Raw genomic sequence first — 25,642 nt, forward strand, 5'->3', positions numbered from 1 at the left:
CATTACGGTGAACCACGAAGACCTCCGAGGTGAGTTGGTGCGTTCCTAGACAGCTCGCACTTCACCCGGAGGTCTTCGTCTTGTCACCTCACCACGCCGTCACCAACGTCCGTGGTCAGTACAACTAGCCGACCAGCAGCCTTGATCTGCGCAACCAACTACAGCTTCTGGCGCTCGTGCAGCGGCTCGCCCGTACTCAGCCCGCGATCGTGATCGTGACTGTGCACGATCTGGGCTTGGCCGCCCGATTCGCCGATCGCATCGTCGTATTGCACAACGGCGCAGTGTATTCCGTGGGCGCACCCCATGAGACGCTCACCGAAACCATGCTGCGCGACGTGTACCGCATCGAGGCCTCCGTCCACACGACATCCGACGGCATCATCAACGTGGCCGCACACCGGAGTCTCTAGGTTTCGCCAATCGATTCAGCGTGATCGGGCATGAAGAAGGTGAACGTCGTTGGTGTGCGCTGCGTCAGCAACACGCGCCCACCTTCGGCGTCAGCGAGCCGACGCGCCAGCCGCAAGCCGATGCGGCCGCCGTCATCGCCCGAACCCTCGGAGAACGCGTCGATCGCCGTTGCTCCCGCCGAGCCCCCATCCCGCACGTCGATCGCCACGGTTCCGACGGTCTCGCGAGCGTGCACGGTGACACCCCCAACCCCGTGCCGTACCGCGTTGTCGATGAGGACCGCCAGAATCTCACGGACCGCGGCCGCCGAACAGGGTGGTACATCGAGTCGTGGGTCGACGACGGTCGTCAGATTCCGCCCGCTGTCGGTGAGTACCCCGCGCCACGCGCCGGCGATCTCATCAAACAGAGCACTGATATCGGGCGCCTCGGTGCGTCGGTCGGTGCTGCGCGCCAATGCAAGTAGGTCGTCGATGGTGCGCTGCAGCCGATCCGAACTCGCCAAGGCTTCGACAACGGCTGAGTGGTAATCGGCACCCGGCGTGTGCAGTGCGTTCTCCAATGTCAGCCGCAGTCCTGCCAACGGCGTTCGCAGCTGATGCGAGGCGTGGGAGGTCACTGCCCGCTCCCGCTCGACGAGGTCCCCAATGCGCTCCGCCGCGTGATTGAGAGCATCCGCAGCAGTATCGATGTCGGCAATGCCACTGCTGGCCAGCGACACGGAGAAGTCTCCGTCCGCGAGCCGGGACGCAGACGCGGCCAGAGCCTCGACCGGCCGGGCGAGTCGCTTCGCCTGCCACCGAGCCAGTCGCCAGGTCACGAACACGATGGCTGCGCCGAGCGTCGCCATCGCCAGCCACGTGAGTCCGATCCTCGGGTAGACCTCACTGGCCGACATACTCGCGCGGACGGCGTAGAGCCCGCCGGCCTGATCGGGAATCGGGACGGCGGCCACGAGCATCCCCGAGTCGGAGCGATGCTGAATCGAGTTGTCGGCGAGCGCTTGCCGAACCGCATCGTCGGCACCGGCCGGCCCGACACCTCCGATCAGTGTGCCGTTCGGGTCGTACAGTCCGATCACCGTGCCGACCTCGGGAGCGGGTATTCGGCCGGGGTGCCCCGTGTGCTCGACGTCGGCCGCCACGTCGAGTGCAGCGATGTCGGCGATTCTTTCGAGTTCGGTGGCCTCTTGAGCGTGGTAATGGAGCGCGACTGCGACTCCAAGCGGTATTCCGAACAAGCTGGTTGCGACGATCGCGGAGATCACCGCAAGTGCCACGATTCGACTACGCATCGCCACGACCAGGCGGCGAATCGAGGCGGTAACCGAACCCGCGCAGCGTGGTGATCGTCGGTGTCGCCGAGGGATCCGACGAGTACTGGTCGGCGGCGTCAGCCAGTTTGCGACGCAGAATCCCGACGTGGACGTCGAGCGTCTTCGTCGAGCCGTACCAGTGCTCGTCCCACACGTCCGCCATGAGATCTGTACGACTGACTGCCGTGTCGGCGTCGGCGACGAGCCGGGCGAGGAGGTCGTACTCGCGACTGCGTAACTTCAGACGGTGGCCGTTGAACGTCGCGACGCGCGATCCGGTGTCGATGACCAACTCCCCGATGGCGATCGCCGATTCCGCGGTGGCGGACACCGATCCTCTGCGCAGGTGGGCTCGGATGCGCGCCAACAACTCTGCGAATCTGAACGGCTTCGTCAGGTAGTCGTCAGCACCGGCGTCGAGCCCGACCACGACGTCGATTTCGGCGTCACGGGCGGTGAGGATCACCACCACTGCGCCGGGTTGCGCCGCCCTCAGTTCTCGACACACGTGGACGCCGTCGAGGTCCGGCAGACCCAAATCGAGGAGGACGAGTTCGAAGTCGTGACTCTTCGACTCTCGGAGCGCGCCGGCACCCGTGCGGGCCCACGTGACGCGGTGACCATGCGTGGCCAGCCCGTCGGTGAGTTGTGTGCCGATCGTGTCGTCGTCCTCGACGACCAGCAGGTGGGCCACGTTCACAGCGTATCGCTCGTCGCGCTGTTAGCGGCCGTGCTCGTTGCTCCCGATGAGGGCGTCGAGCCCGCCGTAGGGATGGAACTTAACCGGCGCCGGGGACGTCTTGATCTGGACGTTGCCCGGCGACTGGCACTGGGTGTGCGACCTCGCGCTGGAGCACGTCTGCTGAGTGCCCGAATCAGCCGCGGCCGCCATCGGCGCGGTGGCCAAAACAGCGCCGGCTGCTGCGGTGGCGAGAAGTGCTGCAAACAAACGGTTCTTGATGGCCATGAGGGTTTCTCCTTGGGTTGAGGTACCGCTTTTCCGGTACTTCTACGAGATTAGAAACCCGTGCGTTATCGACACCCCATCGCTTGGTAAACGACCGCTTTACCTTCGATTCCCATAGCCCGCGGACGACGCCGCCATGCGCGCGATGACAGCCTCACCAGCAATCCGTTAGAGTCGCGTCGTAACGACTGTTAGTTTTGTACGAGGCACGAGGGGTTTCAGTTGAACGGTTCGGCTCTGTTCGTGACCGTGTTTCTCGCGTGTGCCGTGGAGGCCGTCGAGGGGTTCACGATCGTGCTGGCAGCCGGCACTGCTCGAGGGTGGCGCTCGGCAGCCAGCGGCGCGGTTGCCGCCGTGGCGGTCCTGGTCGTGGTAGTGGCGGCCCTCGGCCCGGCGATCACCGCCCTCCCCCTGGACGGCCTGCGCTTCGTCGTCGGCAGCCTGCTTCTCGTCTTCGGGCTGCAGTGGCTTCGCAAGGCGATTCTTCGCGCCAGCGGCAATAAGGCCCACCGCGATGAGGCGGTCGCCTACGCGGCGACGCTGGCCGCGGCTCACACGAGCCCTTCCTCGCGCCGGACGGCCGGGCTGGATTGGTACGCGTTCACCCTGTCGTTTAAGGGCATTCTGTTGGAGGGCATCGAAGTCGCGTTCATCGCGCTGACGCTGGGCGCCAATCACGGCAGCATCTCCTTGGCGGCCCTCGCAGCGGCGTCTGCGGTTGCCGTCGTCGCGATCGCGGGTCTCGCCATCCGCGCACCGCTCGCTCGGGTTCCGGAGAACGCGATGAAGTTCTTCGTCGGGGTGATGCTGACGGCGTTCGGAATCTACTGGGGCGCGGAGGGCGCCGGCGCGCACTGGCCGGGTGAGGACCTCGCGCTGCTTGTGCTGATACCGGCCGTCGCTCTGTACGCGCTGGCGTTGTCGGCGCTCTTCAAGCGACGGGCAACCACCCCCGCCACCACCCAACCGACAAGGGCTTCCTAATCGTGCGCACGCTGAGGAGTTTCGCGAAGTTCTGGTACGACTTCATCATCGGCGACGACTGGCGAGTAGCGCTCTCGGTCGGCGCGGCGATGGCAGCCACCTACGCGGTGAATCAGTTGACCGGCGCCACTTCGTGGCTGATCGTCACGGTCACCGTGTTGATCGCGCTGCCAGCGAGCATCTACCGGGTGGCACGACGCAACAACCGGGGAGCTTCGCCCGCATCGCATTGATGCACACGCGAACTCACGCGACCGACTCAGCGGGATGTCGTGTATCGGGCTGCTCGGCGGTCACCCTGGCCGTCCGCTGCAGGAGCACAGCGCCGGTCAGCACGGCGGAGCACCCGAGTAGCGTCCCCGCGATGACATCCGTCAGCCAGTGCACGCCGAGGTACATGCGGCTCAACGAGACTGCGCAGAACAGCGTCACGGCGACGGCTGTAACCCACCGAGTCATGACGACGTGGCCGACGAGCCACGTGACCGCGATGCACATTCCCAAGAGAGCGGCCGCGCCGGTGACATGTCCCGAAGGGAAGGAGTAGTCGGTCTCGAGTGTCTCCTGCAACGCGATGGCTGGTCGTGGGCGCGCAACCACTTGCTTGATGAGCCAGCAGGCCGCGGAAGCTCCCCCGATGGTGCCGATCACAACGAAACCACTACGGCGCGAGCGCAAGACGCACCCGGCGATGACGGCGACCACGACCGCGGCCACCGCGGTCTCCGCCGGCCCGAAGGCGTTGGTGACGGCTAACGCCAGCTGGTCGAGAACCGGCGAGCGATGGCTCACGAACCATGCGAGGACGAACTGGTCCGTGCGGGCCACCCAACCAGCCGTGGCGACCAACGCCCCGATGAGCGCCATCAACGTGAGCGGCACGACGACGCACCCCGCAGCACGGGTTGCCGACATCCGCCCACCCGCGTCCACACCGACGTTTTCAGTCACCGACACAGTGTCGCGGGGCGGACCTGAACGCTCACTGAAGACGCGTCCGCACCGTCCGCCTCAGCCGCGGCCAAAGGCAGGTTCACTGTGAAGGACGCTCCGCCGAGACCGGACCCGCCGATCGAGATCGACCCGCTGTGCGCGTCGACCAGCTGAGCGACGATCGACAACCCGAGCCCTGCGCCACCGGACTCCCGATCGCGGGGCGAGTCGAGCCGAACGAACCGATCGAACACCCGAGCCCGATCCTTCTCCGGGATCCCGGTCCCGTCGTCGTCGACGACGACCTGAGCCACCCCTCCGGTCGACCGACTCTCCAAGCGAATTCTCTTGTGCGCGTGTCGAGCAGCGTTGTCCACAAGATTGCGCACCATGCGCGACAGGCCACGCGGATCACCGTGCACACGTACCGCGGCGACCGACGTTTCGACGTCGAGGTTCGTGATCCCTTTGATCCGTTCCGCTTCCGCGAGAACGATGTCATCGAGGTCGACGTCGACGGTTCGTCGACCGTCGTTGTGCTCGTCGGCTCGGGCGAGCAGCAGGAGGTCCTCCACCAACCCCTGCATGCGCTGCGCTTCCGGGATGAGCGCATCGTTGATCAGCGCCTGGTCGAAGAGCTCGGGGCGCCGATGCGCGAGTTCCAGGGCGGCATTGATCGACGCCAACGGACTGCGAAGCTCGTGCGACGCATCGCTGACGAATCGGCGTTGAGCGTTCTGGCTGCCCTCGAGCCGGTCGAGCATGTCGTTCATCGTGACCGCCAGGCGCGTGACCTCGTCATCCGCGGGCGGCACGGGGATTCGTTCGCCGAGCCTGCGGCTGGTGATGGACGCCACCAGTGCACGTAGGCGTTCCACGGGTAACAGCGCCGCGCCGACGAGGCGGTATGTTCCGAATGCCACGAGGGCGATGGCGATCGGGCCTCCGATCCCGAGTAGCAGAGCCACGGTGTTGACGACGCCCTCCACCGGTTCTCGATCGGCACCGACCAGCACCGTGACGGGTCCCGCCGGCGTGTCAACACCGGCGGCCATGACCCAGAAGTCCTGCGTGCCGTCCGGCCGTACCCGACCGAACGACGCCGTGGACCCCGGCGCCATCGTGCGGCGGGCGAGCGGTTCCCGCGGGCCGCCTGCTGACTGAATAACGACGAGTCCTGCAGCGTCAACCACCTGCACGGCGCCCACCTGGCTATCCGTGGCCATCATCGCCCTGTCCAGGTCTGCCGGCATCTCCGTTCGCAGCTGATCGACGACCTGCGCCGATCTCGATGCGGCGGTTGCCTGCGCGGAACGCTCAAGGGTGGTGAACAGCACCACCAACAGCGCGCCACCCGCGAGCAGAAGACAGGCCGTCACGACAACGGTCGCGGCGACGGTCGAGCGTGTGCGCACCGTCCAGCGTGACGGTGAGACGAGCACCATGAGCGCACCTTTTCCTTCTGGCAGTAGCCCACCACTGTGGCTGGTTAGGCCTGAAGGTTTCCTGAACAATGCGGCAACGCGATGCCTACTCCATCGCGTCGCCGACGGCGCGCTCGCAACCGTTCAGGAAGTCGTGGTGAACGATCCGGTCAGCGGTGCCGCGGGCGAGAGCGTCGTCGAAGAGGTTGTTGCACAGTCGTGTGGGCGTCGCGCCGGCGTGCGCCATCGCCGCGCGCACGGAACCCCGGTCGGCGATGGCCGAGTATCCCTCATGGAAGGAGAACGGATCCGGATCGCTCCCCCTGCTCAGCAGCTCGAACGATGCGAGTACGGCAAGCAACGCGAGGCACGACGCGAACACGCGTCGCACGGAGTACGTCAGGGCTGACGTGGGCACGGACCCAATGCTGTCAGCAGACTGCTGAAGAAACCCTGAAAGGGCTGAATATCGCGCTGTCGAGATCAGTGACCGACGCCGCCGGCGGTCGTGAAGTAGAAGAAGTCTCGTGTGTCGGGGCGTACGTAGCGGTCTGCTGGACCGGTCATCGTCGACAGCAGACGCTGCGGCGACGGCCCGCCGGACGCGTCGACCCACGCACTGAAGAACTGCAAGCCGGAGTGGATGTCGAGTTCCATGGCGGTCACCGCACCCGCCTGCGTCAGCGCTGCACCGAGAGCGGCCAGGTTGAGCTGATCGCCCGCCACGTAGATGAGGTCTCCGTGCGCCGTCGCGCCCAGGCCGGACCTCCACGTGTACTGGAGTTGGTTCCTCGCACTACCCCAGCGAAGGTCGACGTTGTGGTCGAGCCCCGGCACGGGTTGCCCGTTGTCGACGATCAGCGCGAGGTTCTGACGCACGGCTACCACGTGGGGAGACATCGCAACGTCGCGTCCCCATTGACCCACCGTCATCCGGCCGCGGTCGTCGATCACCGCCGACGCCTTGCCGTCGAGCAGGTCGTGGACGGTGACGCCGTTGAGGAAGAATCCGCCGGGATCAGCACTCATCTTGAACCCGGAGTTGAACGCGGCCAACACGTTCGGCAGCTCCGCGGCGGGAATCTTTCCCGAACCGTGGCTACCCGCCGGCTCTTTCGTTCCCTGCACGAGGTGTGCACGGGCCGTGTCGGTCCGGATCAGTGCCGCGCCCGCGACGACGCTGCGGTGGAACCGGTCCGGCTGCAGCAGCGCGGCGTAGATCGCCGGCGACGTTCCCGGCGTTCTCACCACGGGATGCCAACCGAGTCCGTCCGCGGTGCCCGGAAGCGCCGGAAGGTGCCGGTAGGAGGCGCGCGGACCGTTCGGCGCTGAGTGATCGAAGGCACCGAGTAGACCGTTTGCGTCGGGGGACGTGTCGGGGGGTGCGTGCCTGCTGTAGAGCCAGTTCTCGAATGCATCCAGCGGGCCACCGAATCCCAGCTGGCGCAGGAGCGTTGACGCTCGGTCCTGCCACGGCGCGTATCCCGGACCGCTTGACAGCACCGCGTACCCGCTGCCGAGGGCGGTGACGATCGCCACCACGAGGACGAGCAGATGAGTCATCCATCGATCGCGAAAGCGGCGCCGCACTCGGACCGGGGGCGCGTACCGGGTGTCGTACATAGCTGAATCGTGGCGATATCGTCCTGTAGTTCCGCTGAGAGGCAGCAACTTCCGGTCTTTTCAGCGAACCTTCAGTCGACACACACCAGCATCGAACTCGTGCCTGAATCGAGCACGGTCCTCGCGGCTCGCGCAGCGGCCGCTCTGGCGATCTGCGGAACCGTCCTGATCGCGTGCGCCGCACCTCATCCAGCGCCGGATCCGTCACCCGAGCCGGTGTACGCGCTGGGAGTCGCCGCGGGCGACTGCCCGCCCGACATCGCGTTCTATCACGCTGTCGCCCCGCATTCCATAGAACTCGGCGTGGTGAGTACGCCGACCCAGGTGGTCAGTTACTCCATCACCTCACGCGATTCCGCGTACGACGGTCTCACCGGATCAGCCTTCGTCGGCGAGGGCGCGAACGGCCACACGTTCAGGATCGAGGTACCGATGTCCGCCATCGAGCTGATCACCGTCACGGCTACCGGCGCCGGCCGTGAACGACCGAGTGTCTGTGCCGCTGTCCGTCTCTAAGAGGTCGCGCGCCGCTTCAGAGTTCACGCAGCATCGGGATTGCGGGACGCCGGGCGAGGCGGACCTGCACCTCGCCGACCACGGCGAGCGCCGCCACGGTCACCCCCGACAGCACCGCGAAGTAGGTCCACGGCACCGCGATGACATCGGGCGGCGGGTCGAACACGCCGCTGAGCACCTTGACCAGCATCACGGACAGGGTCGCTCCGATCGCCGCACCACCCGCCATTCCGGACAGTCCGAGAACAGTGATCTCGCTGAAGATCAGAGCGCGCAGGTGCGCTGGGCGCGCCCCCACCACGGTGAGGATACCGTGGGTGCGGCGCCGTTCGGCGTACCCGAGGGCGAAGACCAGGCCGCCGGCTCCGACCGCCAGCACGAGCGCGAAGGACAGTTCGACGGCCGTGAGACCGGCCAGGTCGACCGACGTGAGGCTCGATCCGACCGTGTCCCGCACGTTGGCGATGTCGGTCACCGTCGCCGACGTGCCGAAGAGTTGGCGCATCCGCTCGGTCACGACGGCGGTGTCCCGTCCTGCCACGTCCACGAGGTACGTCTCCGCTGACGCCGAACCCGTCTGAGCCGCAATGTATTCGGCGTTCGCCACCAGGAAGCTGTCCTTGGGGGCGGTGGGGAACTCGGTCACCACGCCGATGTAGCGGAACGTCACGGCCTTGGGTTGACGTGTGGCGGCGTCCACCAACCGGAGCACCAGCGGGTCACCGACCTGAAGTTGAAAATCGTGCACGGTCTCCGCGGACACCAGAATCGAGTCGGGCGCCGTCGCCAGCGTGGCCATCAGATCGCCGGCCCTGGCTCCGGGGAAGTAACTGTCCTGCAACGCGGTGACGCGCCGGATGGTAGCCGGGTTGACGCCGTAGAGGTCCTGCAGATCGGAACCGATGTAGGCGAATCGATGCTGCATGGGTTCCACCGCCGCCACCCCCGGCACAGCGGCGATCGACGACAGCGTCCCCGCCGGTGACTCAACGCCCTGCGGCAGTTGCACGGTCACGTCGGCGCCGTTGGTCAGCTGGGCATCGGCTTCGGCCTGTTGGCGGTACGTCGCGTTGAACGTGGCGGTCGACACGGCGAACGCCACCGTGACGCCCAGCAGCACGATCGTCCGCACCAGCGTTCTGCGCTGCCGCGACAGCGTCGCGGCCACCGTGCCGGACAGCTCGCCGGTCAGCGGCCGGAGAAGGCGCCGGAGCAGCGGGCGACCCGCACCGAACATCAGATCCGCGAGCCGCCACATGAAGAGAGCGCTGCCCGTCCACAGCAGCACCGGTCCGACGAACGCCCAGTAGGACACCGATATCGTCGGCACCCCCTCGGGCGCGAGGACGAGCTGATACCCGGCGCTGCTGGTCGCCCGGTACACGATGGCCGCCAGGACCAGCAACACGGCATCCGCACCGTACCCGGCCCACCGCGGGTATGCGAACGCCGTGACCACCTGCCGGTCCCGCGCGATCGTGTGGTTGCGGAGGTCGCGACGCACGGGCATAACCACCGACACCGCGGCGATGAGCATACCCACCGCGGCGGCGCCCAGCGGCCAGGCGACCACCGCGGTCGGTGAGCCGCCGAAGTCCCCGGTGCCGAACACCATTCGGGCCAGCACCGCCGCCGATACGATCCCCAGCCCGGCGCCGACGACGCCGACGAATGCCGCCTCGGCACCCGCGAGGGTCAGCAGTTGGCGTGCCGAGGCACCCCGGCTGCGCAACAGCGCCTGTTCGGAGCGCCGGCGTTCGGAGCCCGACGCCGCCATGGTGGCGGTCAGCACGCCGGCGAGCACCGCCCCCGGTAGACCGAGGAACAGGAACAGCACCCCGGCGTAGGCCGCGTCGTGACGGGCCGCATCCAGCGTGGCCCCGAGGTTGTCCCCGACGAGTGCGGTACCGGCGCTGCGCGCTTCGAGATTCCGGGCGGCGGTGGTGACGGCGGTGTACGCCCCCGCCGGATCCCGCGGCAACGTGTGATCGAGCCGAAGGTGAAACTGCGTCGTCACCAGGTCGGGTCGCACCGCCCCGAGCGGATCGAACACCGCTCGCCACTGCGCGGCCGGGAGGATCAGCACGTTGTCGGGCGGCGCGATGGGTTGCGCACTCGGCGGTGCGCCCACCTTCTGAAACAGTGAATTCGCCTGCGGTAGATCGATGACGCCTGCCACCGTCACGGTGGCGGGCGCCATGCCCTGCCGGCCGATGCTCACGGTGTCACCTGGTGCCGCGTGCAGGTTCGCCGCCGTCTGCTGAGCGAGCAGAACACCCGACTCGGCGCCGACCAGCGACCGGATCTCGCCGAGGAACACGGTGCCGTATCCATCGGGCAGACCGAGCACGACGCCGGGACCCGTCATCTGAGTCGTCGCGCCGGTCACGGCCGAAAAGCCGGTTGTTCGAGCAAGATCGACCTGCGCCGAGTCGACCACCCCGGGAGTGGCGGCGACCACTTCGGCGACGTCGGCGTCCATCGCGCCACGGACCACCTCGACCTGCCAGTCGACCGCCACGCCACGTACGGCACGTTCGGTCATCGTCGACTGGGAACGGGCGAGGAACGCGCCCAGGCTCGCCAGCATCGCCACCGCGACGGCTACCCCGACGGCGGTACCCAGGAGCCGGATCGGTCGCCGTCGCAGCAGGCCCGTCAACCACAGCCAGGTCATCGCTGACCGGCTTCGGCGTCGGCGCGAGAGTCGAAGTCCAACGATCCCCCGTGCATCACCCATCGCGTGCGGAGTCGGTTCGCCACCGAGGGATCGTGGGTCGACACGACTAGGGCCGCAGTCAGTTCGTCGGCGGCTTGCACCAGAACGTCCATCACAGCGGAAGCGTTCGCGTGGTCGAGCTGCCCAGTGGGTTCGTCGGCCAGGATCAGTCGCGGCTCACCCGCGAGCACACGAGCGACGGCGATCCGCTGGGCCTGGCCCGCAGAGAGTTCGTCCGGCAACTTGCGCGCGAACGCGCCGAGATCCAACCGCGCGAGCGCGGCGTGCGCGCGTTCGGTGGCGGCATCGGCTGCGGTGCCGTCGAGGATCATAGGGAGCGCGACGTTCTCGATCGCGTCAAGCGCCGGGATCAAACTGGGCCCCTGGAAGACGACACCGACGAGCCGCGCACTCGCTCTCGGCGGACCACCGAACGCCGGCCAACTCACGGTTCCCGCGGTAGCGGTGTCCAGACCCGCCATCAGATGCAGCAGCGTCGACTTCCCCGAACCCGAAGGTCCGGTCACGGCAATGCGATTCGATGCTCGCACCTCGCACGTCACGTCACGCACGGCGGTGAAGGCCGTGGAGCCCGCTGCGTAGGACCGGGCGACACCAACGCAGCTGACAAGTGCCGGCTCGTCCCCGACCCGTGTGCTCATCCGACGATCCGACCGTCGGACAACCGGATCACCCGGTCGGACGCTTCGGTAACGGCGGGACTGTGGCTCGCCACCAGTATCGCGGTGCCCGCCGCAGCGCGTGCCCGCAGCGCCAGCAGGACGTCGCGTTCCGCCGAGCCGTCCAGTTCCCCGGTCGGTTCGTCGGCGAGCAGAGCGGCCGGCTCGTTGACCAACGCGACGGCCAGCCCCGCACGCGCCGATTCACCACCCGAGAGATCGCGCGGCAAACGGTCCGCCTTACCCTCGATGCCGAGCGACTCGAGCAAGGCGCCGACCGACGCGGCGCGTGACCGCCCCCGCACTCGCTGAATGAGCGCGAGATTCTCGGCAACTGTCAGGTGCTGCAACAGGTTACGGCTCTGAAATAGGAGCCCCAACTCGTCGGCACGTAATCGTGCGCGAACCGCCTCGGGCCGATGGCTCATCCGCCGACCCGTGACGTGGACCGCCCCTCCGTCGGGCTCGTCGATGCCCGCTAAGCAGGACAGCAACGTCGATTTGCCCGACCCTGAGGGTCCCGCGACGGTGACGAACTCACCGGGCTCGACGGTCAGCGAGACACTCTGCAGCGCTAGGGTTTCCTCGTCGCCGACCCGGAAGAACCGGTACAGCGTGCTCGCCTGAAGCGCAGGTGTCACGGATGCCAGACGAACGAGTCGGTGACGATTCGCCAGGGATCGACGTTGTCCGCCCCCACCGGGCCCGACAGGGTTACCGTGACCACTTGGCCCGGCCGGTAGTACGAGTACCGCTCCACGTCGTCGCGGATTGATTTGCCGGTCACCGGGTTGGGCAGTGAATCGGCGCCGTAGGTGACGAGCACGGTTTCACCCGCGGTGCGCGTGACCTGACTGATCGTTCCCGGCTGGAAGCCCGGAGTGGAGGATTCGATACCGGGCATCTCCTGCTGGTTCACGGAGTCGACCGTGGGCGCCACGGTCGCCGGCCGGCTGGCGATGGCGATCGTGTTCAGCTTGTCGGTGAACGACACACCATCGACGTCGGTCCTGGCCCAGCCCTCCGGAACCTTGATCGTGAACGACCCGTCGGCGGCGGTGAACGGGACGAACGCCTGGTTGTCGGGGATGTCGCCGGCCGGACTGACGTCGGCGACCTGCTGCTGCGTCGTCCCCGAGGCGGCGATCGGCGGGGCGGGCTGTGGACTGCAGGCGACGATTCCGATCGCCGTGAGGGCGATTGCCGCCGTCGAACTCAGCGCCTGCAGTGGGAACCTGTCGAAAGTCGGATTCCGTCGGGCCCCGCTCGCCGTGGTGTACCTGCGCATCATGGCGGCAATGATCCCGCGAGCACCCTGAAGGGTCGCTGAAGGCGTTTGCTCAGCGGACCTTCAGCTTCACCGATTTAGGTTCCTGCGTCATGACCGACACAACGAATTCCGCTGCGCTGCGAACTCCGCGCACGATGCTGAGCAAAGTACCCGAAATCACGGTGTGGTTCTGGGTCATCAAGATTCTGTGCACCACCGTGGGCGAGAGTTTCGCCGACTGGATCAACATGACTCTTGGAGTCGGGCTGATCCCGACGGCCCTGATCTTCACCGCCGTGCTGGCCGCGGTCCTGGGCTGGCAGCTGTCGCTGAAACGGTACAAGCCGTTCCCCTACTGGTTGACGGTGGTGGTCCTCAGCGTGACCGGTACGCTGTACACCGACATCCTCACCGACACCCTCGGCGTGCCACTGGCCATGAGCACCAGCGTCTTCGCGCTGATCCTGGCCGTGGTCTTCGGAGCCTGGTTCGTCAAGGAGCGGACGCTGTCCATCCACAGCATCGTCACGTTGCCGCGCGAACTGTTCTACTGGCTCGCGATTCTGGTGACGTTCGCACTCGGCACCGCGGTCGGCGACTGGACCCTCGAGCTCACGGGCTGGGGCCCCGGAATCTCCGTGTTGCTGCCCGCCGGTCTGATCATCGCGATCGTCGCGGGCTGGAAGATGGGCGCCAACGTGGTCCTGTCGTTCTGGCTGGCCTACATCCTGACTCGCCCGCTCGGCGCGAATCTCGGTGACTGGCTGGGCTTTCCGCCGGATCAGCAGGGACTGGGCCTGGGCGTGGCGATCACCAGCGTCATCTTCCTCGCCGCGATCCTGGCCACCGTGATCTACCTCACGGTCACGAAAGCCGACGTGATCGAGAAGCCCGCGGACGTGCGGCCCGCCAATCCCGGCCGCGAGAAGGTCGTGCTGGGCTACTTCGCCGCTGTGGCGATCGCCGCGGGTGCTCTACTGACCTGGGCACATGCGCAGCCACACGGAGCGCCTCCCGGAGCCGAGGCGCCGACTGTGATCACCGCCATCGCACCCGGACAGGCGACCGCGAAGTTCCCGGCGGCCGACGTCGCGAACTTCCGCGCGATCACCGCGGACGCGCTGACCAAGGTGCAGGCCGGCGATCAGGCGGGCGCAACGGCTAGCGCCAAGAACCTCGAAACCGCGTGGGATGACGCTGCCACCAGGCTCCAGGCACAGGACAGCGAAACCTGGACCGCGATCGACGGTCGGATCGACGCTGTGCTCACCGCGATTCGGGACGCGAGTCCCAATCAAGCGACCGAGACGCAGACGCTGAACGACCTGGCGGCCGCGCTGAAGTAGGACAGGGCCGGCAGAGAGGCGTCAGCCGTGGGGTAGCCGCGGCTGACGCCTCGTCGTCGTTGTGTCCGAGTCAGGTCCTCGCGCTCGTAGGCCGTCGAGGTAGGCCCGAGCTCGGGGGCGGGTCAGCCGGAGGTTCATCACCCCGCCAGCACCAGCCCGACAAGTCCGAAAGCATTGGGGCTGAGGGCATCACAGAACGAGTCCCGGCCGGCAACCCCAGGCGACAACTACCTTCTGCAATTGACGCCACCGACCTACGTCAGCCTCTCTTGGCAGCCGCCTTCGCAGCCGCCTTCGCCGCGCGCCCTTCAGGACTCGCCGCGGAGGGACCGGGTTCGGTGACCGATGCCACCGAGGCCTCACAGTTCAACGAGACCAGAACCTGTTGTCGGACCGCGCCTCTCGAGTTGGGCGGCGGGGGCACGCTGTGTTGGTGCGAAGAGGTGACTATGCAGTCACTTCGCGACTGACGGTCGCCTACGGACGTCGACACCACAGGTTCGAACCCCGCCCTGTTCAGCGCCGCGGACGCGTCGGAGTACAGCTTGCCCGCAATATCGGGCGGGATCGCGCCGGCGTGCGCCGCCGGCGCGATCCCCAACGACATCACTGCAGAACAGGCTAACGGGAACACAGCTGCGGCAATACGGGCGGAGGACGGCGCGATACGCGACTTTTGACTGGGCATGTCAGTGCGCGCTTGCCGTGATGGGGACACTCGGCGGAGCGGGCGGTGGCGTCCAGGTCGCTGTCTCGCCCACCGACATCTGGCCGAGGACCGGTTGGTGGTAGACCGTGTTCGTCGGCGCGCTTCTCGAACCCGCCTCAATCCGTGGTCCCGGCCCGGTGTTGAGTCCGCCGTTCATCGAGCTTAGAACACCCATTGCCGCGAGCGCGCCAATCCCCGCCACGGCAAGCGAGCGTCGAGTTATCCGACTGGTAAACAATGTGTTTGATGTCATGCGGTTCATCCTGGGCGCGCATGGCTGAAGCAATGCTGAGCCAAGCTGAAGGCGCCTCTGCACTTCAAGGGCGGAACTCGACCAGCCGGTGCGGTGGCGAGAAATGCTGCCAACAAACGGCTCTTGATGGGCGTGCGTCTAACTCCCCCGGTTTGACGTATCACTTTCCTGGTACCTCTCCGAGATTAGGAGGCCTCGCGTCATCAACACCCCGTCGCCGAGTGAAGGATCCATTTACCTTCGCTCGAGCACACGGGCACCCGCATTCCCCTGACGCCCGTTGGACCGTCACCACCGTAGTGGCTCCATCGTCGGACAATCCTGCAATACTGTGACGCATGACCGCAGGTCAGGCGCTCGCTGGAGTCGGCTTGTCAATCGCCATTCTAGTTTCGGGTTGCTCGCCGGGTAACGCGCCGGCGCCCGCACCGTTGCCGACGGCCAACGACAGCGTGACAGTCCATCGCATCGACTACACGACCAGAGGTCTCGGGGATCCTGCGCAGAACTGGGGGGACTTCTATCTTCCCGCCGGCCCGCAGGCCGTGGACTCGATACCGCTGGTGGTCCTGATCCACGGCGGGTCGTGGAAGTCTCGATTGGGTGCAACCACCATGTCGCCCTACGCGCGGGACCTCGCCGCGAAGGGTATGGCGGTGTACAACATCGAGTACCGGCGCGTCGGGTCGGGAGGAGGCTGGCCCACGACGTTCGAGGACGTCGCAGATGCCCTCGACTACGTGGTGGAACTGAAGAGACAGTTCCCCCAGATCACCACGAATGACGAGTTGGTGGTCGGACACAGCGCAGGCGGTCAACTTGCCGCGTGGGTGGGAACACGAAACCGACTGAACCCAAACGAGGTTGGTAGCCGGCCACTTTTCCAACCCACCCGAATCATCGCCTTGGCGGGGCCCCTCGACATGGTGTACGCCGCCGACCACGGCGACCGTCACGTCGTCGCCGTGCTCGGAGGTACGCCACAGGAGGTACCGGAGCGCTACCAGTCGGTCGACCCCATCCAGAACATCGACCCGGCGATCCCGATCCTCGCTGTGCACGGGGATGCGGACCGCACCGTGCCGGTGGTGCTCTCGCAGCGCTACATCGACGAGGTGGTACGCCAACGAGGCATCGGCGAGATCGTCATCGCGGCCGGCGAGAACCACGTATCGATCGTCGATCCGAAATCACCGATGTATGCGCGAATTCTGGACACCATCACCGATGTATCCATCAAGACAATCGCAGAGATTGCGGTTGACTTCCGGACAGGCGGCTGAGGCGCGTCTCCGCCAGACGCTGCACCAGCCACCAACTGGCCGCTCGATTACGCCAGCACCACTTCGCCGTTCGGCCGCTGCGGTGCACCCGTGCGCCGATGGGTCGGCGCGGGAAGTGGCTGCAGGGGGTGGCGCCGCACCTGGACGGTTTGATAAGCTATGAGACCGATCAGCGCGGCGAGCAGGGCGGCCGAGGTCCACATCGTGCCCCACGCCAGCCCGCCGTGGTCGAGTGGCTTACTGAGATAGTCGCCTACTGTCGCACCGAGCGGGCGGGTGAGCACGAAAGCGATCCAGAACAACAGCATCCCGTTCACTCGAGTGAAGTAGTGCAGGCCCAGTAGCAGCAGCATTATCGCCGACAACATCAACGCACTGATGCTGAACCCGAATCCCAGGCTGTCCGAGAGGAAGTCACCGCTTGAGGTGCCTAGACTGTTGGAGAACAGGATTGCGATCCAGTACAACATCTCACCGCGGAACGTCGCGATGTTCTCCACGTCAAGGGTCTGGCCGCTGCGCCACCACGCGATGAAGACGATCGCGAGGCCGGCGCAGAGGATTGCCGCACCACCCGTGTATCCGATGCCGCCCGTGCGATTCATCAGGTCGGACAACGTCGTTCCCGCCGTGCTGGTGAGGGCGATCACAGTCCAGAAGATGGCCGGATGAAGACGTCGCGCCTTCAACTGCACCACGACCGCGACCACGAGCAGAACGAAGAAGATGACCGTGCTCACCAGGTATCCGACGTTCAGTGTCTGGGCGAGTAGATCGCCGCCGGTCTCGCCCAGCGTGGTGGCGACGATCTTCAGCACCCAGAAAAGCACTGTGACGTGAGGTAGTTTCCGCATGACCATGCGCACGCGAGTGTCTGAACGTGTTGCAGGCGTTGGCATCTCTCTCCCTAAAGGCTCAGCAAGTGGTCGACTCCGCGCCACGTTGCAGCGAGCCGGTTACCCCGCCAAGGGTTACCGAACGGTTCTGAAGAGATGCTGAACGTGATAACTGTTCATCGTCGGGCCGTCGGCAGTCGCGACGACCGAGATCCCCGGGGACACCAGTCACCGGGGATCTCGAAGCGTGCTGTCGAATGTGGTTGTTGTACAGAATGACCCGGACCGTCCGGGCCGGATCTCTACGGTCGCGGAGGTGCCGGCGACGAACTCTGCGGCGCCTCGGTCCGCGGCTCCTGACCGGAAGTGCCGCGGTCACTGTCGTCGCCAAGGTCGCCCTCAGCACTACCGTCGCTCTGGTCGCGACCGTCGCGTTGATCACCGTCGTCCCGGTGCTCGCCGTCACCCTCGTTCTCGCCACCACCGACGCGATGCTCCGAGGAGCCGGAGTCTCCGTGGTGACCCTCGCCGTCTCCGAACTCGGAACCCGCGAGCAGTCCGGCGCCGAAGATCAGCACGGCGACGAAGACTGCTGCGACTGCACCCAATGTCAGACTGGCGACCCGATTGGTGCGATTCAGTCTGCTCCAACGAGATTGATGTGGCACAGTACTGTCGGCCGGAGGCGGCTCCGACTCGGGGGCGGGATCGGGTTCAGGGGTATCTGTCATGCCCACAATGTGCCATCGGGTTTCTGAATGGACGCTGAAAGCTCCGGACTGGGAAAGCACGCGGGGCGCGCGGTCGAAACCGCACGCCCCGCAACGCTAGACACTCATCGAGGCGGCGGGGCCGGCGTCGTCGTATCCGGAGTGTCACCCGGCTCGGGGGTGTCCGGTGCGCCCGGTAGGTCCGGGGTGTCGCCCGGCTCGGGGGTGTCCGGTGCGCCCGGTTGGTCCGGGGTGTCGCCCGGCTCGGGGGTGTCCGGTGCGCCCGGTAGGTCCGGGGTGTCGCCCGGTTCGGGGGTGTCTACCACCGTCGGTGCGGGCGGAGGCGGCGGCTCGGCATTGGCCACGACCACACCTCCGCCGATCGCTCCTGCCGCTAGAACCGCGGCTACGGCCGCTACCAGTCGTTGTCTACGCTTCATCATCTCGTTCCTTTCCCAGCCAATCTGGCTGTCTCCCCACGCTGTCTGCGCCGTGCTGTGCAGACGCTGAAAGCGGATGTAGACATCGTCGTAAGCACCAAATAGTGGAGCGATCCGATGACTGCTCGCCGTGAGCTACTGGACTGCAGGATCCCAGCGGATTAACCCACGCCACGCCGGGTGGGGCCGAGCCGGTGCACGTCGACAGGTCCGTGTGAGTCCAAGTTCAGGACCCGATTGAGGGCGCAGCTCGCGCATCTTTTCCCGGACGATCTGGATGCGGTTGCGGATGCCTTCGACGTCGCGGCGAAAAGTACTGCGAACGCGCTGCGGACGATTAGACCGCAGAACACAGTCAGCCGCACTGGTAAGTTGGGCTGACCTGCGTGGCAGGTGCAGGATTCAAACGTCGGCAGGCGTCAGCCGATCGATTTCACGGCCCGCATCCGGTCAGCGATCGTGGTCCTCGGCCGGCCGTGTCCAGCCCGGCGGCAGCGCGATCTGCATCATCTGACCGCCCGCGCGCCGGTTGTACAGCTCGGCGCGGCCGGGGATGCGCGCGGCGGGCCGGACGTTGTCGATGATCACCTCCGACTTGTTGCCGTCCAGGATCACCACGCTCACCCCGCCCAGCTCCATCGCCTGAATGACTTTGTTGCCCTTGCCCTTCGAGTACCAGTTGTCGCCGATGGTGCCCGCGATGACGTGCATGTCCAGGTTGCGCGGGGTCTCGATGGCCCCGGTCAACGCGATCATCGCGTTGGGCGTCAACCCGCCCGACTGCGACAGCAGGTTGAGGTCGTCGACGACGATGAACCAGGTCGGCCGCGGCGGTGGCGTCCAGTTGCGCAGCTGCTCGGGCGGCAGGTCCGCCGGCGGGCGGCGCTGCTCGACCAGCTGGGCCAGCCCCTGCGACGCCTCGGAGATGTCCTTGAGCGTCGAGGCGTACACCCCGCGGTAGCGGGCGTCGATGGCGTCGATCAGGGCGCCGTCGCCGCCGGGCGAGTCGAACAGCACCACCTGCGCCACCGGCCGGGTGTCACCGGGGTCGGCGTCGCGGTACGGGGCGTATCCGTCGGCGATCGCCGCGCAGACCGTCTGCAGGAAGGTGGTGCGCCCCGAACCGCGGGTGCCCACGCACAGGGTGTGCGCGGTGGAGCGCAGATCCAGTCCGACGGTGGTCATCTCGCGTTCGCCGATGCCGATCTTGAGCTGGCCGCGCGGCGCCGCCGGCAGGTCGAGGTAGCCGATCTCGGCGGGCAGCTGCTGCAGCTTGGGGGCGCGCCCGTAGCCCAGCTCGGCCCACCGGGCGGCGACGGCCTGCGCGGTGGCCTCGGTGGCGGCGACCTCGGTGGGCTGGTCGGCGTAGCGGCTCAGATACGGCACCGCCACCAGCATGTGGTTGCCGCCGCGCACCAGGCCGCGGCCCTTCTGCTCCTCCGGGATCTGTTTGGCCGCTTCGCGATTGCCCATCTTCGAGTCCGACGAGTCGGCCATCCGCAGCTCGATCTTGGAGCTGAGCTTGGACTCGGCCCGCACGGTGATCCACTGGTCGTTGGCGATGATCAGGTGGATGCCGAAGTTCAGCGCGCCCTCGGCGAGCTGGTTGATCCGGTCGTGCAGATCCGTCATCTCGTTCTGGATGACGCGGATGTTGTCGATGACCAGGAAGACGTCGCCGTGCCCGTCGTCGGGCACCGGAGCCGGGTTCGGCCCGAACTTCAGCGCCCGGAACTTGGTCAGGTCGATGCCCGTCTCGCCCCACGTCGCCCAGTTGCGCTTGCGGAACCGCAGGATCCGCTCCACCTCCGAGACGATGCGCCGGATCCGCTCCTCGTCGCCGTGCCCGGCGATGCCGCTGCAGTGCGGCAGCGCGGCCAGGCTCTGCAGTTTCCCGCCGCCGCAGTCGATCCCGTAGAACTGCACCCGCTGCGGGCTGTGCGCCATGACCATCGCCATCAGCACGGTGCGCACCGCAGTGGACTTGCCGGCCTGCGGGGCGCCCCCGATGCCCAGGTGCGCGTCGACCAGTCGGGTGCCGACCACGTTCTGCGAGTGGTGCAGCGGATCGTCCTCGCGCCCGTAGGGCACCACCAGGCCGGCGTCGGCGCTGAACTCGTGCCACGGGCGGCCGTGGAACTCCTCGACGACCTCGTCGATCGGCATCGCGGTGGTCTCGTCGAGGGCGGGCAGCCACAGCTTGTGCCGCGGCCGGGTCGCCCCGGCGGCGCGGCACCGGTCCACCATGATCGTCAGCAGCGACGGGGCGTCGGCCGGAACCGCGGTCTCGAACTCGTCCTCCTCGAGCCGCTCGTCCTCGATCGCGTCGGGCAGCGGGGCGACGTCGACGGTGAACCGCGACACCGGAAGGTACTGGCCCTCGGCCCGATCCCGTTGCGAGGCGTTCATCTTCGGCGGCGTGTACGGCCCGGAGACGTAGAACGACCGGTACCGGCTGTGCTCGCCGTCGACGACCAGGAACGCCGACCCCTGCGGAGCGTTCTTGAACTCCTCCCACGCCCGCGCCGACCCGATCGCCGCACGGGACTCGCCGGCGTTCTTCACCTTCAGGCCGATCGCGTAGGTCTGCTGGGCGATCATGCCCGACATCTTCCCGACGTCCTGACGCTGCGAAGCGTTGAGGATGTGGATCCACAGCGAGCGACCCAGCCGGGCCACCTCGTCCATCACCTTGGCCATCCCGGGCCGCAGTTCCAGCAGCTGGCTGAACTCGTCGAGGACCAGGATCAGCGCACCGAGGGGATCGAGGTCGTCGCGGCCGGCGGCGCGGGCCGCCTCGTACTCGCGGACCCCGGTGAAGCCGGTGCGGTTGAGGATCTCCTGGCGGCGGTTCAGCTCGCCGCGCAGCACCAGCTCGAAGCGGTCCAGCTTGTGCGAGGACTTCTCCAGGTTCGACACGATGCCCTGCACGTGCGGCAGGTTCTCCAGCCCGGCGAAAGCGGACTCGCCCTTGAAGTCGCCCAGCAGCATCTGCACCGTCTCCGGGGGGAACCGCGCCGCCCACGCCAGCACCAGGGTGCGCAGGTGCTCGGACTTGCCCGAGCCGGTCTGCCCGGTCATCGACCCGTGCGGGCCGACGCCGTTCTCCGCGCCCTCCTTGATGTCGAGGTAGGCCACCTGCCCGCCGGGCGACTTGCCCATCGGCACCCGCAGCCGCTCGGCCGGGGTGACCTGACTCCACCCGATCCGCGGGTCCCAGGTGCGGGCGTCGAAGATGCCGAGGGCGTCCAGGAAGTCCTGTCCCGCACGGGCTTCGGCGGCCCGCTGGTTCAGCAGCCGCTCGGCCTCGTCGGTGGGCATCCACCGGGCCAGGGCGCGGGCCAGCGCCTCGGCCTCGGCGACCTCCATGACGTCGGGGGTGGCCGCGAAACGCAGCCCCTCACGTGCGACGGACGACACGCGCACCATCAGCGGACCTCCCTGGAGTCGGCGGCACGCAGCAGGTTGCCGATGTTGTCGACGACGAACGCGCACTCGGCGTTGGCCACCACGCTGCGCTCGTCGTTCGTGGCCTCCAGCACCGAGAGCCCCATCCGGCCGGCGTCGCCGAGGATCGGCGCGCAGTCCGCGCCGGGCAGGTCGACGACCACCACCAGCCACCGCGCCGGCGGCGCGACGCCGTCCATCAGCGGGGCGAACGGCGAGCGGGACTGCACGTCGTGGGCGAAACGGTCCATGAAGGCGCGGACGTCGCCGAAGATCAGCCGCAGCGGTCCGCACGCGTCGACGTACTCGTCGTCGGCGGTGTGCGGCAGCCACTTCGCCCACTCCCAGGCCGGCAGGTCGTCGGTGATCACCGCCAACTGGACGTCGTCGGGACCGTGGAACACGCACAACTGGCACACCATCGCCCGCAGCATCCCCTGCACGGTGGCGCGCTGACCCGGTTCGTAGAACCAGCTCCAGCCCATCTGGTCGAACAGGTGCAGCGGCCGCGGCACGTCGTGGATCACGTTCTGCGCCCTCAGGAAATCGCGCGCGGCCACCGTCGTCACCGTCTCGCGCAGGTCCTCCGGCGGCACCTTCGTCGGCGGGGTCAGCTTGGTCTTGAGCCGGGTCACACCCAACCCCAGCCGCACGTGCCCCCAGTTGCCGCGGATACCGGGCGCGCGCTCCCACATCCGCGCCGAACCGACCAGAGTCGCCAGGCTGCCGTCGCACGGGTCGGGGTGATGGTAGTTGATCTCGCGGGCCTGCGCGCGCGCCGCGTCGTGGGTGTCGGCGCGCAGCTCGTCGAGCTTGCGCAGGTAGTCCGCCCGGTTCTGGTTCTTGGCCGCCGCGCTGATCTTCTGCGCGCCGGCGCCGCGGGTGCGCATCATCATCACCATCGAGACCATCATCATCGGGAAGATGAAGAACGAGCCGGTGCTCAACTGCCGGGCGCCGCTGACGTAGAGCATCACCATCAGCCCGATCGCGCCCGCGATGAAGATGAGCACCCACACCCACATCGGCGGCCGCGACGGCGCGGGCCGACTGATCTCCTGAGGGTCGTCGACGACGATCGCCTGCTCGGGCACGGTCGGGGAGAACACGGCCTCCCGGATGAAACCGATCCTGCTCATCTACGCTCCCGGCTGGTTCTTCTTGGGGGTGGGCAGGGCGGCCACGTCGGGGTCCGGGGCCAGCGAGTCGTGCTGGGACATCGCCGCCGCCTTCGACAGCGCCGGCCCGGCGGGCAGCCACTTGAGCACCGCCCACGGAGCCGGCGTCGGCGAGACGTCCTTGAGCCCGAGGGCGGTCAGGGTGTCGGAGTCCCCGCCGGTGGTCGGCACCCCGAACCGCACCCCGTTGTCGCCGACGAACCACAGGCTCTCCCCGCGGGTCGAATCCGGCTCGACACCGGTGACCTGGACGAAGTTCGCGGACTCCGGCGTCACATACACCTCGTTGGCGACGTCCTCGCCGCCGGTGACCAGCGGCACGACGCGGCGCTCGTCGCCGACCGGGATCGGCAGCCGGCTCCCCGAGATCGTCGACACCTGCGCCTGCGGTTCGCCGTTGACCTTGCGCCACATCACGCACGTCACCGGTTCCACCGACTTGTCGAGCAGCTGCACCGCCTCCGGCGGATACGGCGAGGTCTCGAAACCGGTGGCCTGCGGCATCGTCGCCACCGCCGCCGACGTCGCCGGGACGACCTGGGCGCCGGCCACCACGCCGGCGTTGACGATCATCGTCGCGACGGTCTTCGGGACCCGCTGGACACCGGCGGGCAGCGCCACGAAGAACTGCGCCTCGCCCGTCACGTCCGAGACCCGCAGCACGTTGCCGGACACCAGCGGAAGCGTCGGGGTGGCGTACCCGACGGGCGCGCCGGGGGTCGGGACGTCCGGGACCCGCAGCGGCGCGGTCGGCACCAGCGCCTCGTACATCGCGCGCGACATCGCGGCCGGCCGCAGGTCCCCCACCGGGAGCCCGAGCGCCAGCGTCACCGGCTTGTCGGCCAGGTCGATCTCCGAGCGGTGTCCCCCGGTCACCAGGAACGCGGCGCCGCCGTAGGTCATCAGCGCGACTTCCGGGGCCTGCACGGGGCGGGCCCAGTCGCCGAGGGTCGGGACGCCGTCGATCACCGCGGTCTTCGGCACCACCTGCGAGCCCACCGACCCCAGCCGGTCGCACAGCGCCCATCCGGTGTCACCGGGCGTGCGCGGGGTTAGGTCGCTGGGGGCGCCGAGGATGCCCACCATCGGCCCGACCGGCGATTTCAGGATCTCGGCGGTCGGGACCGTCGACGGCTTGTCGGGCATGCCGACGATCAGCCGCGCCGAGGCCATGTTCAACGCCGGGTGCAGCACCCCGCCCACGTTGACGTAGATCTGGGCCGACTCGCGGTCGACGACGATCTTCGAGGTGCCGATCTGACCGACCGGCTTGATCCAGGCCACGACGGCGCAGATCCCGAGGATCAGCACCGCGACGACGGTGCTGACCGCGAGCGCGGCCGAGCTGTTCTTCGACGGGTCGTGCACCAGGCGCACGTTGCGCCGCCCGATCGCCACGGCGACGCGGTGCCGCAGGAACCGCCACGCGCTGACCTGCTCCAGCGACGCGTAATTCAAACCGCCGCTGCGGGATCCGTTGTTCCGGGCCATCTACCTGTCCACGCTCCTAGACCAGTCGTCGGATCTCGAAGTGACCGGACGGCCAGTGCCCGATGCGCACCGTCGACCCCCTGGTGGGCGCCTCCACCGTCTGGGTGCCCGACAGCACGATCTGCACGTGCTCGGGCACCCCCGGCGACGAGTAGTTGCACAGCATGATGTCGCCGGGCCGCGCCTGACCGGGCGGCACCGCAACCCCGGCGTGCTGGAGGTCGTACGTGGTTCGGGGGACCTCCACTCCGGCCCCCGCGAAGGCGTACTTCACCAGGCCCGAGCAGTCGAAGCCCACGCCGTCGGAGCCGCGGGTCGGTCCGCCGTCACCGCCGCCGCCCCAGGAGTACGGAACCCCCAACTGCGAGAGCGCCCGCTTGACGACCTGCGCTCCGCGGCTGCCGTCGGCGGACGGCGCGCCCGCTCCGCCGGGCCGGCTGGCGGCGGTGCTTTGGCTCGGCACGGCCGGCAGGGTGCTGAGGGGGAATCCGCCGAGTCCGCTGAGCAGCGATCCACCGCTCATCGGCAGGGCGGGCGTCGAGGGCATCGTGGGCATCGCCGGCATTGAGGGCATCGGCGTCATGGCGGGCATCACCGACGGTGTCGCCGTCGCGGGTGCGGTTGTGCCGGTGGGGTTTCCGACGGCGTCGTAACCGGCCGCGGTGACCCCGGCGGAGGCGGCGCGGGTGGCGGCGTCCCCGGCGGCGGTGTCCAGGGTGCCGCGGGTGTCCTCGAGGTGTCGTTTGATCGCCGCGATCAGCGCGGCCCTGCCCTCCGGGGTGTTCGTGGAGGCGCCCATGGCGGTGACGTCGGCGACGGCGGCGTCGATGACGGCGTCCATCCGGCCTCGACCGTTGCCGGCCGCGTCGAGCGCGGCGTTCAGCTGATCGTCGCCGCCGGCGTCGTGCTCGGACAGGGCCCGGACGTGGTCGTCGAGGACGGCGGACTCGGTGGCGAACGCGTCGGCGGCGCGGCCCGCGCCGTCACCGAATGCGGTGGGCGGAACCGCCACGTCGGACGTGGTCGCCGCCGGAGAAGCGCCGGCGCCGAACGACTCCCGCGCCGTACCCATTACCGCACCCGCCGATCTCACGAAACCCTCCA

General features: G+C 67.8%; 24 protein-coding genes. 6 read left to right on the forward strand and 18 right to left on the reverse strand.

The window, feature by feature from the left end:
- Positions 1-176 precede the first annotated feature (176 nt).
- The gene (locus NM203_RS30200) at positions 177-413 is read left to right on the forward strand and encodes an ATP-binding cassette domain-containing protein (RefSeq protein WP_255064486.1); all 237 of its coding nucleotides are present in this window, start codon (positions 177-179) and stop codon (positions 411-413) included.
- On the opposite strand, the gene NM203_RS30205 is transcribed toward NM203_RS30200, so the two are convergent.
- From NM203_RS30205 to NM203_RS30215, 3 genes are read right to left on the reverse strand one after another with little or no spacing between them, the layout of a single operon-like run.
- Complete coding sequence (locus tag NM203_RS30205) at positions 410-1,693, reverse strand: sensor histidine kinase (protein ID WP_255064487.1); 1,284 nt, start codon at positions 1,691-1,693, stop codon at positions 410-412. The two genes, NM203_RS30200 and NM203_RS30205, sit on opposite strands and share 4 nt — an antisense overlap.
- Before the next feature lie 7 nt (positions 1,694-1,700).
- Positions 1,701-2,423, reverse strand: a complete 723-nt coding sequence (locus NM203_RS30210) for a response regulator transcription factor (protein WP_255064488.1) — start codon at positions 2,421-2,423, stop codon at positions 1,701-1,703.
- Between the two features lie 27 nt (positions 2,424-2,450).
- The gene (locus NM203_RS30215; protein ID WP_255064490.1) at positions 2,451-2,696 is read right to left on the reverse strand and encodes a hypothetical protein; all 246 of its coding nucleotides are present in this window, start codon (positions 2,694-2,696) and stop codon (positions 2,451-2,453) included.
- 243 nt (positions 2,697-2,939) lie between these two features.
- Here NM203_RS30215 and NM203_RS30220 point away from each other — a divergent pair, with 243 nt between their 5' ends.
- Together NM203_RS30220 and NM203_RS30225 are read left to right on the forward strand one after the other, a co-directional pair.
- The gene (locus NM203_RS30220) at positions 2,940-3,680 is read left to right on the forward strand and encodes a hypothetical protein (RefSeq protein ID WP_255064491.1); all 741 of its coding nucleotides are present in this window, start codon (positions 2,940-2,942) and stop codon (positions 3,678-3,680) included.
- Between the two features lie 2 nt (positions 3,681-3,682).
- Positions 3,683-3,913 carry a hypothetical protein gene (locus tag NM203_RS30225; RefSeq protein WP_255064492.1) on the forward strand — a complete coding sequence of 77 codons (231 nt, stop codon included), beginning with the start codon at positions 3,683-3,685 and terminating at the stop codon, positions 3,911-3,913.
- A 13-nt stretch (positions 3,914-3,926) separates the two neighbouring features.
- On the opposite strand, the gene NM203_RS30230 is transcribed toward NM203_RS30225, so the two are convergent.
- The 4 genes from NM203_RS30230 to NM203_RS30245 all read right to left on the reverse strand — a co-directional run bounded on the left by NM203_RS30230 (position 3,927) and on the right by NM203_RS30245 (position 7,600).
- Positions 3,927-4,631: a phosphatase PAP2 family protein gene (locus NM203_RS30230; RefSeq protein WP_255064494.1), complete on the reverse strand. Its 705-nt coding sequence runs from the start codon at positions 4,629-4,631 to the stop codon at positions 3,927-3,929.
- Positions 4,628-6,058 (reverse strand): sensor histidine kinase, encoded by a 1,431-nt coding sequence (locus NM203_RS30235; protein WP_255064495.1) that lies wholly within the window; start codon positions 6,056-6,058, stop codon positions 4,628-4,630. The genes NM203_RS30230 and NM203_RS30235 overlap by 4 nt, the downstream gene beginning before the upstream one ends.
- A gap of 85 nt (positions 6,059-6,143) precedes the next feature.
- Positions 6,144-6,455 (reverse strand): hypothetical protein, encoded by a 312-nt coding sequence (locus NM203_RS30240; protein ID WP_255064496.1) that lies wholly within the window; start codon positions 6,453-6,455, stop codon positions 6,144-6,146.
- Positions 6,456-6,520: 65 nt separating this feature from the next.
- On the reverse strand, positions 6,521-7,600 hold the full coding sequence (locus NM203_RS30245) for a phosphodiester glycosidase family protein (protein ID WP_255064498.1): 1,080 nt from the start codon (positions 7,598-7,600) through the stop codon (positions 6,521-6,523).
- Positions 7,601-7,759: 159 nt separating this feature from the next.
- Here NM203_RS30245 and NM203_RS30250 point away from each other — a divergent pair, with 159 nt between their 5' ends.
- Positions 7,760-8,176 (forward strand): hypothetical protein, encoded by a 417-nt coding sequence (locus NM203_RS30250; RefSeq protein WP_255064500.1) that lies wholly within the window; start codon positions 7,760-7,762, stop codon positions 8,174-8,176.
- Between the two features lie 16 nt (positions 8,177-8,192).
- Here NM203_RS30250 and NM203_RS30255 read toward each other — a convergent pair whose 3' ends face one another.
- From NM203_RS30255 to NM203_RS30270, 4 genes are read right to left on the reverse strand one after another with little or no spacing between them, the layout of a single operon-like run.
- Positions 8,193-10,853 (reverse strand): FtsX-like permease family protein, encoded by a 2,661-nt coding sequence (locus NM203_RS30255; RefSeq protein ID WP_255064501.1) that lies wholly within the window; start codon positions 10,851-10,853, stop codon positions 8,193-8,195.
- Positions 10,850-11,557: an ABC transporter ATP-binding protein gene (locus NM203_RS30260; RefSeq protein WP_255064507.1), complete on the reverse strand. Its 708-nt coding sequence runs from the start codon at positions 11,555-11,557 to the stop codon at positions 10,850-10,852. The genes NM203_RS30255 and NM203_RS30260 overlap by 4 nt, the downstream gene beginning before the upstream one ends.
- Positions 11,554-12,216: an ABC transporter ATP-binding protein gene (locus NM203_RS30265; RefSeq protein WP_255064508.1), complete on the reverse strand. Its 663-nt coding sequence runs from the start codon at positions 12,214-12,216 to the stop codon at positions 11,554-11,556. The genes NM203_RS30260 and NM203_RS30265 overlap by 4 nt, the downstream gene beginning before the upstream one ends.
- Positions 12,213-12,866: a hypothetical protein gene (locus NM203_RS30270; protein WP_255064509.1), complete on the reverse strand. Its 654-nt coding sequence runs from the start codon at positions 12,864-12,866 to the stop codon at positions 12,213-12,215. Before NM203_RS30270 ends, NM203_RS30265 begins: the two co-directional genes overlap by 4 nt.
- An 89-nt stretch (positions 12,867-12,955) precedes the next feature.
- On the opposite strand from NM203_RS30270, the gene NM203_RS30275 reads away from it, so the two are divergent.
- Together NM203_RS30275 and NM203_RS30280 are read left to right on the forward strand one after the other, a co-directional pair.
- Positions 12,956-14,191, forward strand: coding sequence for a COG4705 family protein (locus tag NM203_RS30275; RefSeq protein ID WP_255064510.1), 1,236 nt, complete (start codon positions 12,956-12,958; stop codon positions 14,189-14,191).
- A 1,300-nt stretch (positions 14,192-15,491) separates the two neighbouring features.
- Positions 15,492-16,436, forward strand: a complete 945-nt coding sequence (locus NM203_RS30280; protein ID WP_255064511.1) for an alpha/beta hydrolase family protein — start codon at positions 15,492-15,494, stop codon at positions 16,434-16,436.
- A 47-nt stretch (positions 16,437-16,483) separates the two neighbouring features.
- Here NM203_RS30280 and NM203_RS30285 read toward each other — a convergent pair whose 3' ends face one another.
- From NM203_RS30285 to NM203_RS30315, 7 genes are all read right to left on the reverse strand, one after another.
- Complete coding sequence (locus NM203_RS30285; RefSeq protein ID WP_408633439.1) at positions 16,484-17,296, reverse strand: COG4705 family protein; 813 nt, start codon at positions 17,294-17,296, stop codon at positions 16,484-16,486.
- A 278-nt stretch (positions 17,297-17,574) separates the two neighbouring features.
- The gene (locus NM203_RS30290; protein WP_255064512.1) at positions 17,575-18,003 is read right to left on the reverse strand and encodes a hypothetical protein; all 429 of its coding nucleotides are present in this window, start codon (positions 18,001-18,003) and stop codon (positions 17,575-17,577) included.
- Positions 18,004-18,107: 104 nt separating this feature from the next.
- Positions 18,108-18,347 (reverse strand): hypothetical protein, encoded by a 240-nt coding sequence (locus NM203_RS30295; RefSeq protein WP_255064513.1) that lies wholly within the window; start codon positions 18,345-18,347, stop codon positions 18,108-18,110.
- Between the two features lie 525 nt (positions 18,348-18,872).
- Positions 18,873-21,851 carry a type VII secretion protein EccCb gene (gene eccCb, locus NM203_RS30300; protein ID WP_255064515.1) on the reverse strand — a complete coding sequence of 993 codons (2,979 nt, stop codon included), beginning with the start codon at positions 21,849-21,851 and terminating at the stop codon, positions 18,873-18,875.
- Positions 21,851-23,008: a cell division protein FtsK gene (locus NM203_RS30305; RefSeq protein ID WP_255064516.1), complete on the reverse strand. Its 1,158-nt coding sequence runs from the start codon at positions 23,006-23,008 to the stop codon at positions 21,851-21,853. The genes eccCb and NM203_RS30305 overlap by 1 nt, the downstream gene beginning before the upstream one ends.
- Entirely contained in the window at positions 23,009-24,538 is a 1,530-nt protein-coding gene (gene eccB, locus NM203_RS30310) for a type VII secretion protein EccB (protein WP_255064518.1), read from the reverse strand.
- A gap of 16 nt (positions 24,539-24,554) precedes the next feature.
- Positions 24,555-25,610, reverse strand: coding sequence for a C40 family peptidase (locus tag NM203_RS30315; protein WP_255064519.1), 1,056 nt, complete (start codon positions 25,608-25,610; stop codon positions 24,555-24,557).
- Between the last annotated feature and the right edge of the window lie 32 nt (positions 25,611-25,642).

Source organism: Mycolicibacterium arenosum (assembly GCF_024320865.1).
GTDB lineage: Bacteria > Actinomycetota > Actinomycetes > Mycobacteriales > Mycobacteriaceae > Mycobacterium > Mycobacterium arenosum.